The organism is Exiguobacterium sp. SH0S2, assembly GCF_004337185.1.
GTDB classification, from domain to species: domain Bacteria; phylum Bacillota; class Bacilli; order Exiguobacteriales; family Exiguobacteriaceae; genus Exiguobacterium; species Exiguobacterium aurantiacum_A.
Genome location: NZ_SJVB01000006.1, coordinates 112019 through 125619, shown reverse-complemented (window position 1 = coordinate 125619; position 13601 = coordinate 112019). Strand labels below are relative to the sequence as shown.

Here is a 13601-nt window from a genome sequence, read left to right as displayed (position 1 = left end):
CGACTTGCATGTATTAGGCACGCCGCCAGCGTTCGTCCTGAGCCAGGATCAAACTCTCCAAAGAATTTGATATAGCTCTTGAAAATGACGAAGCTTGCGCTTCAATCAAAACTTGTAAAACTTTTTTGCCTCATCGTTCAGTTTTCAAAGTTCGTCTGCCGCCCTTAGCGACTAAATGATAATAACATTTCATTTTAAATCATGTCAACAACTTTTTTTCTCGTTTCCGAAAGCGTTGTTGGCAACAGAGATAACTATATCATCCTCCAAACTGCCTGGCAAGCATTATTCTAAAAAAACTTTAGAAAATTTCCTTTCTTATTTTCTCTAAAGAAGGAATCACTCTCCGCTAATCGAATACGTCCCCTATACTCATTCACAGAAGGTGGCCACGGCATGCAGCAACTCCAACCAAAACATAGGTCTGCCCTACGTATCTGGGCAGGGACACAAGTATATACGCTCAAGCGAAGTCTTGAATGGATGACAGACGAGAAGCACTATGCGTCCACTAAAAGTAAAGCGCCGTTGCCTCATTTGATCCACACCCATCGCACACCTTTATATAGAAGACTCCGTGATGTCGATATGGAAATGCAACGAAACAAAGTGATCAACCTGCACATCGCAATCAAGCAACTTAACAACTTGATCGTCCACCCTGGTGAAGTATTATCTTACTGGAAATCAATCGGGCGGCCGACGAAACGGAAAGGATATGTCGACGGCATGATCCTTCACTACGGCAAAGTCACTACCGGTGTCGGGGGCGGCCTATGTCAACTTTCGAATTTGATTTACTGGATCACACTGCACAGCCCACTCACCGTCACCGAACGTTATCGGCACAGTTACGATGTATTCCCGGACTCTAGACGCGACCAACCGTTCGGCAGCGGGGCGACATGTTCATACAATTATCTCGATCTGCAAATTACGAATCAGACAACCCAAACGTATCAATTGCTTCTATATATAGAAGGAGATGAACTTGTCGGCGAATGGCGGTCCGACATCCCGCCGGCCGTCAGTTATAGAATATACGAACAAAACCACCATTTCACAAAGGAATGGTGGGGCGGTACAATCCGGCACAATCAAATTTTCCAAGAAGTCATTTCACAGGACGGGACACTGCTGCGTAACGAGTTCATCACCGAAAACCACGCCTTGACGATGTATGACCCGTTCCTGCCAGAGAATACCGTATACAAAAAGGCCGACTCTTGATCGAGTCGGCCTTAGTCACGTTATGCGTGCGGTAAGAACATGAAGTAAACAAGGAAGATGACGAGCATCCCGTACATGATTGGATGAATTTCTTTCGTCTTCCCTTTCGCGATCATCATGAGCGGATAAAGGATAAACCCAAGTCCAATCCCAGTAGCAATCGATGAAGTGAGCGGCATCATGATAATCGTCAAGAATGCCGGAACTGCGATTTCTATTTTTTTCCAATCGATATCGAGGAGAGCTGAGGCCATCAACACACCAACGATGATGAGTGCCGGTGCCGTAACCGGTGCCGTGACGACTGCTAAGAGTGGTGAGAAGAACAACGCTAACCCGAAGAAGAGACCTGCGAACACAGCAGTCAACCCTGTACGACCACCCGCCGCTACACCCGCTGACGATTCGACGTAAGACGTCGCTGTCGACGTACCGAAGATCGCACCTGCAACCGTCGCAGTCGAATCCGCCATGAGCGCCTTACTCGCACGCGGCACTTTGTTTTCTTTCATGATTCCAGCTTGACGCGCAACAGCAACGAGCGTTCCTGCCGTATCAAAGAAGTCGATGAAGAAGAACGTCAAGATGACGATGAGCATTTGAAGCGTGAAAACATCACCGAAGTTGATGAATGCTTGGCCGAACGTCGAAGACATGCTTGGCGGCATCGATACAACATCTGAGATTGCAGTCGGTGTCGGCACGAGACCAAAAATCATTCCTGCGATGGCTGTCAACAACATCCCAATGAAAATTCCACCCTTGATGTCTCGAGCCATCAACAATGCACTGACGACGAGACCGAATACCGCGAGAAGCGTAGTTCCTGTCCCGAGCGATCCAAGGCCGACAAGTGTCGCTTCGTTCGCAACAACAATCCCTGCATTTTTCAAGCCGATGAAGGCGATGAAGAAACCAATCCCTGCCGCCACCGCCATTTTAAGCGGAGCCGGAATCGCGTTAACGACCGTCTCACGAATACCTGAGAGCGTCAAAGCGATAAAGAACAATCCTGAGACGAGAACACCCGAGAGCGCCGTCTGCCACGGGATGCCCATCCCGATGACGACACTGTAGGCGAAGAAGGCGTTAAGCCCCATACCAGGCGCGATGGCGATCGGGTAGTTGGCGAATAGCCCCATCGTGACCGATCCGATAAGTGCGACGAGACCAGTTGCCACGAAGACGGCACCCATGTCCATCCCAGCAGCCCCGAGCACGTTCGGGTTGACGAACAAGATGTACGCCATCGCGAGGAATGTAGTGAATCCTGCGACGAGTTCGGTTTTTACGTTCGTTCCAAGTTCATTCAACTGGAAGTGACGTTCGATCCGGCTTTCTGACGGTTGATGTTTCGGTTCTTGCTTGAGCTGTGTGCTCATTGGTTTTCCTCCTTGGCTCGCCGTAAAACGAGAAAGGTCCCCGATCAATGACCGAGGACCCCACGCGAAACATACAGGGACAGACGTCCCCTTATATATGTCTCGCCGTAGTGAAATCATTTAAGGTGATTTCGTAGAGACTCTCGGGCCATATTCCCGATATTATACGGCAAAATTTAATTTGATTGTTCGGATATGAATAAGAACGTTTTTATCTTATCAGCGTTAAAATTGAATGTCAACAAAATGACGGATTTTATTAATATTTTTTCGTTAAATGTTCGGAATTAGACAAAAGCAGAGGGATTCCCCTCTGCTCAAGTTTATTCCCACTCGATTGTCGCTGGTGGCTTCGATGTGATGTCGTACAGGACACGGTTGACGTGACTGACTTCATTGACGATTCGAACTGAAATCTTTTCAAGCACGTCCCACGGGATACGTGCCCAGTCCGACGTCATCCCATCAATCGACGTGACGGCACGAACGCCGACCGCATAGTCGTAAGTCCGCTCGTCGCCCATGACCCCGACCGAACGGATCGGTGTGAGGACGGTGAAGTACTGCCAGATATCGCGTTCGAGTCCAGCCTTCTTCACTTCTTCGCGAAGGATCGCATCCGACTCGCGGACGATTTCAAGCTTCTCTTCTGTGATCTCACCGAGGACGCGAATGCCAAGACCCGGTCCCGGGAACGGCTGACGCCAAACGATGTATTCAGGAAGGCCGAGTTCGGTCCCGAGTTCCCGTACTTCATCTTTAAATAGCGTGTTGAGCGGCTCGATCAACGTGAAGTTCATATCTTCAGGCAGGCCACCGACGTTATGGTGCGACTTGATCGTCTGCGCCGTGTCGGTACCGCTCTCGATGATATCCGTGTAAAGCGTCCCTTGGGCAAGGAAGTCCATATCGACGAGTTGAGACGCTTCTTCGTCAAACACGTAAATGAACTCATTGCCGATAATTTTCCGCTTCTGTTCCGGATCCGAGACGCCGGCTAGTTTCGCCATGAAGCGTTCTTGCGCGTCGATTTTGATGACTTTCATGTTGAATCCGTCCGCGAACGTCTTCATGACGCTATCCGCCTCATTCTTACGGAGCAAACCATGATCGACGAACATACATGTCAACTGGTCCCCGATCGCACGATGGACGAGCGCTGCGACGACAGATGAGTCGACACCGCCAGACAAGGCGCAGAGGACTTGTTTATCGCCGACGATCTCACGGATCTTCTCGACTTCGATGTCGATAAAGTTCTCCATCGACCACTCGCCTTTGGCACCACACACTTCATAGATGAAGTTTTTCAAGATGTCGTTGCCGTACTCCGAGTGACGTACTTCCGGATGGTACTGGACACCATACATTTTGAGGTCGTCGTTTTTGATCGAGGCGACCGGGCAAGACGGGTTCGTCCCATCGACGATGAACCCTTCCGGTGCTTCCATGACGAGGTCACCGTGGCTCATCCACACCGTGTGCTCAACCGGCAAGCCTGTGTAAAGGGCAGATGCTTCAGGTGTCGAGAACAGCGTCGCTTTCCCATACTCGCGATGGGCCGCACGTTCGACGCGTCCCCCGAAGTGATGCGTCATGAGCTGCATGCCGTAACAGATCCCAAAGATCGGGATACCGAGTTCAAAGATTTCTGGATCGCAGCGGTACGCACCTTCCGCGTAAACGCTGTTCGGTCCGCCCGAGAAGATAATACCGGCCGGGGCAAGTTCACGAATCTCGGCAGCGGTCATCTTATGGGAATGAAGCTCACTGTACACCCCAAGGTCACGCACTCGGCGTGTGATTAACTGATTGTATTGTCCTCCAAAGTCGAGCACCAAAATCATTTCTTGTTCTATCTTCACAAAACCTCCACCTTTCTGCCTTCATCTCAAAAAAAGAGCGAGCCTCTCCCACGGATTCACCAAACCGAAGAAGAAGCACGCCCTTTTTTCTGTATACGAAACGTGCTCCTTCATAGTCGGTCCATTTACGGTGGTCCGGTAGAGACTCTCGCGCCAATTCGCGAGTATATACGAAGGAATGCTTTGTTCAATTGTCTAACTAATGCGTCTATCTTACTGTATGCACCCGTTCACTTCAACTCATAATTCGGCGAATCATGATTTTCCAATATTCTTTATATTTTGAATTCGGAGTTTGATCGGCGTAAAGGCTCTGTTCGAACAAGCGCGTCAGGCGCGTCATTTCGTCCGATTCGTAGTACGCATCGACTTCGGCCGCGAGCTCGGACGGCGTCCGGCCCTCAACTTTAAATCCGGCGCCGCGAAGCCGTTTCACGAGATAACGATGCATCGCCACGAGCCGTGGTTCATTGAGCGGACGTCTCGTCCACCAGAGGACCATAATCAACCGTTCGAGTGACTTACGGTTCCAGACGAGCAAGGCAACTGCGAACACGATGAGCACCCAAGCCCAAACCGGTATATTCCACGACTCGGCCGCCGTCTCGCCTGTCGCGACGTCGTCGAGCGCCAAGTCTTCTTGCGGACGGTTCGTCTGTTGATCGTTTTGGTTCGCCTGAGGGTCGTTCGCCACCGGATCATCTGCTCGGATGTCCGATTCCGTCTCGACTTGCAACAAGCTAGCGTCAGAGAAACTGATCGTCGCCTCGAGCGGCACCCAACCAGCCCCTTCCACGAAATACTCGACCCACGAGTGGGCGTGGCGGTTTCGGACCGTATATTCTTCCTCACCTTGGATGACTCCGCGTGTATCCCCTATCGTAAAGCCTTTCACCCAACGCGTTGGCACGCCGTTCGCCCGCAGGAGCACGGCAGCTGACGTTGAGAAGTTATCACAGTACCCGACGAGCGTATCGAACAAGAACTGGTCGACATAGTCGGTCTCGCCTTCAGGGGTTGCCACATCTTCCGTGTCATATTGGAACTCGCCTGACTGGAAGAAGGCTTGGATCGCTTGCGCTTGTTCGTACGGGTTCTCACTGTCGGCCATAATCTCGACCGCTAAATCACGGACCCGGTCCGGTAGCGTATCCGGCAACTGCAAATAAGCTTGTTGCTCCTCGTCCGTCAACGTCGTCACCGGTTCGTTCAGCTCGAGTTGTTGTTCTGTAAATGAAGGGACGCTGTATCGCAACTGAATCGTCTCCGGCGTCACTTGTCCGTCATTATCGAATACGATTTTTCCGGAAGGGCGAATGTGGATCGTCTCATTCGGGAACGACTCTTCGATGTCTCCGACAAGGAATTCCGTCCCACTCTCCGTCTCTGCAGCCTGCGGGTATTCCCCGCCATAGGGGACGAACGACTGGCGACGGTCAAATCGGAGCAACGCCTGTTCCGGGGTCGTATCGACCTCATCGTCGACGAGCTGCCCCCGGTTATAGTCAGAATCGAGGACAGGGGATTCAACCCATCCTTTACCCGTATAAATCTCTTTTGCCTCGATGCGCCAATAGCGGGCCGGCACACCCCGTGCGATGAAGACGATGCCGTCATCTTGTTCGAACGGACCGCCGAGCTGTTCGTCGTTCACGCCATAACCGACGCGACCACTCCCCGAACCGCCCTCGTTCACCGCGTTTTGGAAACTCGTCGTCAACCGATCAGACCAGTCCCCTTCGATTGTCGGAGACACACTGCCAAGTACGATGACGACCGCAGCGAGCAGGCTGATGCTGACGTAACGGACGAGCGATTTGCTCGGACGCTTCGCCACATCGGTCACGAACAAGAGGAAGAGCGATGCCAAGATGGCGAATAGGATATTACTTTCACCATCATAGAGCGTCCACGTGTCAAAATACGCCATCAACCCAAGCGTCGAGACAATCATTCCGAGAACGAAGCCGTAGCTCGGATACGTCCGGCCGACCAAAATGGCAAACAAGACACCGATGAGCGCCATCGCCGAGAAGAAAATGGCTTCTTCAGGCAGCGCCCCGCTCAATACGCCCGTCAAGTCGTCGAGCCATAGTCCGAACCAGTCGAGCAAACTGCCGTGATAGATGTAGAGGACCGTAAAAAAGTTGAGGACGACGACAGTGATAAAGCCGTACCAAGGGAGCAGGCTCGCAAACATCGGCACCAGCAACAAAAATAAAAACGGCCAGTTCACATCAAACGTCGTGCTTCCGACAATCGGTTCAACCCAAAATGACAACAAATAAGCGGCCAGGGCCGTATAAACGATTCGCTTCACCCACTCGGTCATGTCGTCACCTCATTCGCCGTATAGAGATGATAGCTGCCTTGGGTCTCATGCATGAGTTCGCGCACCCATTTCGTCTCGAACGGGCTAATCAAAATTAAGTTGCCCGTCTCTTGCGGCATGTTGCGCTTGACCCGCTCGACGAGACGGCCTTCCGGTTCCGGCGTCGCCGTCAACAGGTAATGCCCAAGCTCGGCACTTTGGTCCGGCAAATGGAACAAGCGGACTTGCTCTTCAATGACGTACAGTTCAAACGGCAAGTTTTTGCGCTCGAGTTGCCGAATCGCCCCGACGAGCAGTGACAGCGAACGTTCGAACGCTTCCTCATGCCCGGCCGAAGCCGACGGCACGAATACGAGCGATAGTTTCTTTTCTTGTTCTTGGTCGAACGTCTTCGTCATCAAGTTGTCTCGACGGGCCGACGCTTTCCAATCGATCCGGCCGATACGGTCACCGGCCGCATACTCACGGACACCGCTCGTCGTATTGGCGACTTCGGTATATGTCCGGGTGCGCCGATATTGCTCGCCCCGTCCGCCGACATGTTCATCGCGCGGCAAATCGAAAGGAAGTTCAGCCGGGGAGACTTCGACGACCGTCTCAATCCGAAGCGTCCGTTTACGGTCGAATAACCCAAAGACGTCACGGACGTGAAGGAGTGTCCGGTCAAACACATGAATGCCTCGCTTAATGTGTTCAACCTCATAATGGACCGTCTCACTGCGTCGAAAGAAACGATCGACCGGGGTCACGATCGGATCCGTCACCTCGGCCAAGCGCGATGGCGGTGTCTCTTCAAGCGTAACGACACCGATGAGGAACGGGTACTTTCGTTCGATTCGAAGTGCCACGTCCATCGTCTGCCCAGAGACGAGTCGTTTTGTCGTGACGCGACGAGACACGTTCGCCGCCGTGACCGGATACACCATGAACAGCGTCCAGTACACGGTCAAGACGAAAAATGACCACCATAGCGTCGACGCGACGATACTCCCTTCGATGCGAGCGAACGCATAAAGTCCGAATGCCGCCGCCCAGACGAGGAACAGCTTCATCCAATTTTTCATACTTCCTTGACCTCGCGATCCATCGGGACGGGAAGTGTGTCGAGCCACCCTTTGACGAGTTGCTCTGACGTCTTCCCTTTATAGCGCGCTTCCGCCGTCAACAATACCCGGTGCCCGAGCACGCTTCCTGCGAGCGCCTTGACGTCATCCGGTAAGACGAAATCACGGTTATGGATGTATGCCCACGCCTGAGCCGTTTTCATTAGAGCGAGCGTCGCCCGCGGACTTCCGCCGAGGTATGTGAACGGGTCGTTCCGCGTCTCATGAATCAAGCGGACGATATACTGCTTGACCGCGCTCGAGACGTGAACGTCGCGTACTTCACGCTGCATCTGTTCCACTTCTTCTTTCGAGATGACACTTTGCAACGCTTCTAGCGGTTCTGCCTTCTCGAAGCGGGTCAACAAGGCAATCTCCTCATTAAATGACGGATAGCCCATCTCGATTTTGAGAAGGAAACGGTCGAGTTGGGCTTCCGGTAACGGGTACGTCCCTTCATGCTCGATCGGGTTTTGGGTCGCCATGACGAAGAACGGCGACGGAAGAATCTTCACTTCGCCGTCAACGGTCACACTGCGCTCCGCCATCGCCTCTAAGAGCGCCGACTGCGTCTTTGGTGACGTCCGGTTGATTTCGTCGGCTAGGACGATGTTGCCCATGAGCGGGCCAGGACGATATTCAAACTCTTTCGTCTTTTGGTTATACATCGAGATGCCCGTCAAATCGGACGGGAGCATGTCTGGAGTGAATTGAACGCGTTTAAAGTTAAGGTCGATGGCACGGCTGAAGGCACGAACGAGCATCGTCTTCCCGACACCTGGGACATCTTCTAACAGCACGTGACCTCCGGCAAGCAAAGCAGTCAAACTTTTCGCGATGACATCTTCTTTTCCGACGATCACCGTCTCAATGGCGGTGATGATCGATTGAATGGCTGGACGATAAGACATGGCCGACTCCCCTTTTTCTCTTGTTCCTGTCTCTTCCGAAATTCGAATGTTCTGATTTTATTGTGACATATTGAGCCGCTTGAATGAAAGAAATACATCGTACGAATCGGCTTTCCGTTCTTTACCCGAAAACAGGCGCCCTCTCTCCAAAACGAGCGGGCGCCTCCGATATTTATTTAGGTCGTTCAATCTCGAACTGTTCACCGAGTTTGGCATAAAAATCACCAGCCAGACGGCTGACCGGTGCCAATTGCGCTGCGTCGACGCGCCCGGCTTGATACAATTCGGGATCGACATGAAAACGGACGACACGGGCGATTAAAACATCGGCCGTCACTTTTCCGTCATGTTCGATGGGAACGTGATGATGAAGTTTACACTCCATCCGGATCTTCGCTTCTTTGACACCCGGCGTTTCAATGACGTCACTCGGTTCGAGCGTGAACGTCGTCCGGTCGAGCTCACTTTCCTCTGGCCCTAGGTTCGCCGCCGTCTCGTTTACGAGTGCGACGTTCGTCTCATCGACGATATGAATCACGAGTTCTTCCGTCGCAACTGCATTCCGGGCCGTATCTTTCATGACGCCATCTTTTCGTTGGATGGACACCGAGACGAGCGGAGGGTTTGACGCGATGATATTAAAGTAACTGAACGGGGCAGCATTGACGACATCACCGTTGCGCGTCGTCACAAAAGCAATCGGCCGCGGGACGATGCTCCCGATTAAAAACTTATACGTGTCTCGTTCAGTCAATGCAGTCGGATCGATTGATAACATAAGCCACCTCTTCTTTCATCATATTGTTACTTTCAAGCTAGCTGTTTCGAATGGACGATGTCAAACGTAAACGCATCGGAATGTGTAGGATTATTAAATTCGGGGTATATCCGTCTAGATGTGTTAATTAGAGAAAAAGAAAATCAGCCGATTTCACAGTACATGAGCAGTTTGGTTTTCAGACGATTTCTCTTTATGTATATTTCGATTATTTGATGAATGAAGTGGAGTGGTTTTCAGACAAGGAAGGAAGTAGAGCGTATTATGGGCAAGTGGATTGAACAATTGGACAGTCGCCAAATACTCCGTATCTTATACGGAGTATGTATCGCTAGCCTCGTCTTGACCGGGATCGGAGCTTGGGTCGTTCGAGACGGGACAGTCTCGTCAAGCGAACTGATGTCGCTACGTTGGATCTGGGTAGTCGGGTTAGTCATGTTTATCGGAGCTATTTTATTAATCGGGCGACCGCTCATCAAACGGATGGCTGCTCAAAACGAAAACATGCACGCGAAGCAACAAGAGACGCAACAAGTGCTCGAGGAATCAAAACAAAATGAGACCAAACTACAATCCCGGAACGAATTGATTGAAGTGCTCGCCTCAAAGGAATCGTTATTCGACTATTCTTCGGTCATCGAAAAAATCGTCTTGTTGACCGAAGCAGAATTCGGCGCGTTGATGCTCGTCAAGGACGGAGAAATCCATTCGGTCGTCCCAAATGGAATGACCGAGGAACAACAAGAGAGCTTAATCGAAAAATCATATCTATTACAACGTACCATGACCTCACAAGCACTCGAGGCGACGTCGAAAAAAATTGCCGACGATGTTCACAACTATCCTTACTATATCCACGAGACGGCCATCCCGGTAAAGGATCCGTCTGATGGCAAGATGATTGGGTGCCTCTACCTCGCTTGTTATGACGAACAGTTCGATGCGAGTGAAAAGTCGGAATTGAACGCGTTCGCGAATCAATTGGCGATTTCCTTGCTACGGACACGCCTTTACAGTCAGATGCAACAAGACCGGAAAGAGACGGCCCAATTGATCAACTCGGTGCGCGAAGCGATCCTCTACTTGAACTACGAAGAACAGACCGTCGTCGGTAACCGGGCTTTCGTGCGCATGTTCGATGAGCTTCAGTTCGAATACAAAGGCTATGAGGAATTGGCCACCGTCTCGATCGATATCGAACAGTTGGCCGAACGCGTCGACCAACGTGAGTTGTTCATCGACTATGTTGAACGCGTCTTCAACCAAGACCCTCCGGTAGACGGACTTTCGATCTCGCTTGACCAGGGGGATTGCTACCTTCAAGTGTACGCGGAAAGTATTTACCGGGACGAGACGCTTCACGGAACGATGCTCGTCTTACGTGATGTGACGGCCGAAACAGAAATCGACCGAATGAAGTCCGAGCTCGTTTCGACCGTGTCTCATGAATTACGGACGCCGCTGTCATCGATTTACGGGTTCACAGAATTGATGCTCGAACGTAATTTGAAAGACAGCCGCCGTGAATTGTATTTGAAGACGATTCATGACGAGGCGAAACGCCTCTCCTACTTGGTCAGCGACTTCCTCGACCTTCAAAAGATGGAGGCCGGAAAACAGACGTTCGAGTGGGAACATGTCGATTTGTATACACTAGCGCGCGACAGCATCACATTCTATCAAGAGACGACCGACCTGCACCACATTCACCTCGACGCCGACTCGGCCCAAGATTTTCATATCGAGGCAGATCTCGCCGGGATGCAACAACTACTCGGCAACTTGCTCAGCAACGCCATCAAATACTCACCAGAAGGCGGCAACGTCCTCGTCTCGCTCGAACGGATCGACGATCAAGTCGTCATAAAAGTACGCGATAACGGAATCGGCATCCCTTCGTCCGCTCTGCCGAACTTATTCGGAAAATTTTATCGTGTCGACAATTCGGATCGTCGTAAAATCGGCGGCACCGGGCTTGGCCTTGCCATCTGTAAAGAAATCACTAAAGCACACGAAGGCCACCTTCATGTCGAATCAGTTTACGGTGAAGGCAGCACGTTCATCTGTGAATTACCGACTTTAAAAGAAGCGATTCATCAATGAACACGATTGGCATTTCAGCCGATCGTGTTTTTTCACCGCTTTTTGCTTTTTAATAAAGGAATCTTTTGGCATAATATAGAAAAACAATAGCAACGGAACAGAACAAGTTCACTCGGTTATACCTACGCCAATATTCTTACACGTCTTTTATAGAAAAGAAGTTATACTAAGGAAGAAGAGAGACACACGATTGGAGGTCATGAAGTTGGATCACCAGGACCCACCCGCGTTTTCAGAATTAGGCGACTTTAAACAATGGGGACGTTTTGATTTAAACGTTCCACTTCAAGGTGGACAAACCGAACTCCAGATTGCCGTATCAATCGTGAGAAACCACATCCCGCTTCGCTTAGGTGGTTTCTACATCATCGCGAACGAGGATCATATCCTCCATAGCGGTTCCCACGATTCAAACTTGCAAAAGCACATCATCCACTTGATCCAACAAGTACAGGCAGGGCATGCGGAACAAGAGTCACTTCTCCATGAATCGTTTTGGACGGTCCACTATTTTACTACACCATGAAAGAGACGATTCGGGCGTCTCTTTTTTTGTGCGTGAAAAAACGCCTCCCGAGGGAAGCGTTAATCCCATCTCGACATGATCGCGATAGATTTTTCATAGTACTCGGTAGCTAGTTTGTACTTTCCGTTTTCACGAAGCTCACGCGCAAGCCAGAGTGCGTATTTGTTTGTATATAGATATTCGTCAAACGACTCAAAGTATTGAACCGCTTTCTTTAGGCTGTTCATCAAACTAAGTTTGTCTTGTTCTTGATAACAGTTTTTGTAGATTTCGAAGTGGTAGATAAATTCATCTAAATCCTTTTGATTTCCCATAAGTGCAAATCCTTCTTCTAGCCACTTAATAATCCCTTTAGGATTTTCTAGTGCTGCGTATACTTCGATTAATGACAACACACTATACAGCCGGCTCTTAATTTCTGTTTTATACTCTAAGCTATTAATAAAATAATCTAATGCTTTTTCTTTTTCACCAAGAAGAGAATAAATTTCTCCCATGTTGTTGTATATCATTCCATAATAATGCTTTAAATCGGTTGCGCTAGTAACTTTAATCGCAAGATCATAATGCGATAATGATTCCATATAGCGTTTTCTTCTTTTATAAGCTAAACCGATAATTAAGTGACATTCAATAATCCTTTCCACATAAAAATTGTCTTTGAAGTAAGATAAAGCACTTCTTACATTCTCTATCGCTTGTAAAAAATCCGTGGATTTATAATATATACCTCCCATAATATATCTCATATCGGCTAGTTCCCAGTCGGGTATGTGCGAACTAGACAATCCGTCATTTAGCTGTTCTAACAATTCAAGAGAACCTTCTTTGTCGCCTAGTTGAAATAATGTTAAAGCTTTCATTAATGCGTATCTTAATTTATCATCACGGTCTAGTTGATCTTCAATCCATCCAAGTTCTATAAAGTACTTTCCATCTCGACCAGGCATTAGTTCGAATCGAGCTAAAGTCATTAACAAAGTCGTATACAATTCCTTTGATTGAGAGACGACAGGACTTGTAATGTACTTTTCCACTTTTATTTGTTTATCTTTATCATTTCTAGTTAAAATTGCATCTTTTAACGTCTCACGAATTTCGTGTTTAATCCCTTGAACCTGTTCGCTAAAGTCAAAATACAGAGGGACATCTAATCCAAGCCTTTTAAAAATAAGTTCTAGTACTTCTTCACTAGGCGTAGTTTGATTATTCTCAATTTTACTTAAATATGAAATGGAGCAGATTCCCCTCGCAAGCACGGACTGTTTCATATTATTGCGCATTCGCTCTACTTTAATTAGGTTCCCGTAGTTATATTCCATTTCAAGTAGTAGCCCCTTCGTCCCAAATTTAACGACTATTTATGATTAT

General features: G+C 49.5%; 10 protein-coding genes, 1 rRNA gene and 2 riboswitches. Of the genes, 3 read left to right on the top strand and 8 right to left on the bottom strand.

Features of this window, described 5'->3' with window-relative positions; genetic code table 11:
• Nucleotides 1-64 (bottom strand): 16S ribosomal RNA (locus tag EVJ21_RS14000); the annotation flags it as partial.
• 332 nt (nucleotides 65-396) lie between these two features.
• Between EVJ21_RS14000 and EVJ21_RS13995 the strand changes: the two genes are divergently transcribed.
• A complete protein-coding gene (locus tag EVJ21_RS13995; RefSeq protein WP_131466588.1) occupies nucleotides 397-1230 on the top strand; it encodes a VanW family protein in 834 nt (277 codons plus the stop codon).
• A gap of 20 nt (nucleotides 1231-1250) precedes the next feature.
• On the opposite strand, the gene EVJ21_RS13990 is transcribed toward EVJ21_RS13995, so the two are convergent.
• The 6 genes from EVJ21_RS13990 to EVJ21_RS13965 all read right to left on the bottom strand — a co-directional run bounded on the left by EVJ21_RS13990 (nucleotide 1251) and on the right by EVJ21_RS13965 (nucleotide 9601).
• Nucleotides 1251-2612, bottom strand: a complete 1362-nt coding sequence (locus tag EVJ21_RS13990) for an NCS2 family permease (protein ID WP_131490744.1) — start codon at nucleotides 2610-2612, stop codon at nucleotides 1251-1253.
• Nucleotides 2613-2700: 88 nt separating this feature from the next.
• Nucleotides 2701-2802, bottom strand: a riboswitch (purine riboswitch).
• A 133-nt stretch (nucleotides 2803-2935) separates the two neighbouring features.
• Nucleotides 2936-4459 (bottom strand): glutamine-hydrolyzing GMP synthase, encoded by a 1524-nt coding sequence (gene guaA, locus EVJ21_RS13985; RefSeq protein WP_070329119.1) that lies wholly within the window; start codon nucleotides 4457-4459, stop codon nucleotides 2936-2938.
• 111 nt (nucleotides 4460-4570) lie between these two features.
• A riboswitch (purine riboswitch) is annotated at nucleotides 4571-4671 on the bottom strand.
• Nucleotides 4672-4712: 41 nt separating this feature from the next.
• On the bottom strand, nucleotides 4713-6809 hold the full coding sequence (locus EVJ21_RS13980; protein ID WP_131490743.1) for a transglutaminase domain-containing protein: 2097 nt from the start codon (nucleotides 6807-6809) through the stop codon (nucleotides 4713-4715).
• Nucleotides 6806-7873 (bottom strand): DUF58 domain-containing protein, encoded by a 1068-nt coding sequence (locus tag EVJ21_RS13975; RefSeq protein ID WP_131490742.1) that lies wholly within the window; start codon nucleotides 7871-7873, stop codon nucleotides 6806-6808. The genes EVJ21_RS13980 and EVJ21_RS13975 overlap by 4 nt, the downstream gene beginning before the upstream one ends.
• Nucleotides 7870-8823, bottom strand: coding sequence for an AAA family ATPase (locus EVJ21_RS13970; protein ID WP_070329107.1), 954 nt, complete (start codon nucleotides 8821-8823; stop codon nucleotides 7870-7872). The genes EVJ21_RS13975 and EVJ21_RS13970 overlap by 4 nt, the downstream gene beginning before the upstream one ends.
• 172 nt (nucleotides 8824-8995) lie before the next feature.
• Entirely contained in the window at nucleotides 8996-9601 is a 606-nt protein-coding gene (locus tag EVJ21_RS13965; protein WP_131466580.1) for a flavin reductase family protein, read from the bottom strand.
• Between the two features lie 264 nt (nucleotides 9602-9865).
• Between EVJ21_RS13965 and EVJ21_RS13960 the strand changes: the two genes are divergently transcribed.
• Both EVJ21_RS13960 and EVJ21_RS13955 read left to right on the top strand, forming a co-directional pair.
• Complete coding sequence (locus tag EVJ21_RS13960; protein WP_236633572.1) at nucleotides 9866-11704, top strand: ATP-binding protein; 1839 nt, start codon at nucleotides 9866-9868, stop codon at nucleotides 11702-11704.
• 205 nt (nucleotides 11705-11909) lie between these two features.
• Complete coding sequence (locus EVJ21_RS13955) at nucleotides 11910-12230, top strand: hypothetical protein (protein ID WP_131466578.1); 321 nt, start codon at nucleotides 11910-11912, stop codon at nucleotides 12228-12230.
• Between the two features lie 59 nt (nucleotides 12231-12289).
• Here the strand turns inward: EVJ21_RS13955 and EVJ21_RS13950 are convergent, their stop codons facing one another.
• The gene (locus EVJ21_RS13950) at nucleotides 12290-13552 is read right to left on the bottom strand and encodes a tetratricopeptide repeat protein (RefSeq protein ID WP_131466576.1); all 1263 of its coding nucleotides are present in this window, start codon (nucleotides 13550-13552) and stop codon (nucleotides 12290-12292) included.
• Between the last annotated feature and the right edge of the window lie 49 nt (nucleotides 13553-13601).

Coding starts and splice junctions, on each gene's coding strand:
- EVJ21_RS13990 (WP_131490744.1), bottom strand. CDS start 2,612: ATGAGCACACAGCTCAAGCAAGAACCGAAACATCAACCGTCAGAAAGC.
- EVJ21_RS13980 (WP_131490743.1), bottom strand. CDS start 6,809: ATGACCGAGTGGGTGAAGCGAATCGTTTATACGGCCCTGGCCGCTTAT.
- EVJ21_RS13995 (WP_131466588.1), top strand. CDS start 397: ATGCAGCAACTCCAACCAAAACATAGGTCTGCCCTACGTATCTGGGCA.
- EVJ21_RS13975 (WP_131490742.1), bottom strand. CDS start 7,873: ATGAAAAATTGGATGAAGCTGTTCCTCGTCTGGGCGGCGGCATTCGGA.
- guaA (WP_070329119.1), bottom strand. CDS start 4,459: ATGATTTTGGTGCTCGACTTTGGAGGACAATACAATCAGTTAATCACA.
- EVJ21_RS13950 (WP_131466576.1), bottom strand. CDS start 13,552: ATGGAATATAACTACGGGAACCTAATTAAAGTAGAGCGAATGCGCAAT.
- EVJ21_RS13970 (WP_070329107.1), bottom strand. CDS start 8,823: ATGTCTTATCGTCCAGCCATTCAATCGATCATCACCGCCATTGAGACG.
- EVJ21_RS13960 (WP_236633572.1), top strand. CDS start 9,866: ATGGGCAAGTGGATTGAACAATTGGACAGTCGCCAAATACTCCGTATC.
- EVJ21_RS13965 (WP_131466580.1), bottom strand. CDS start 9,601: ATGTTATCAATCGATCCGACTGCATTGACTGAACGAGACACGTATAAG.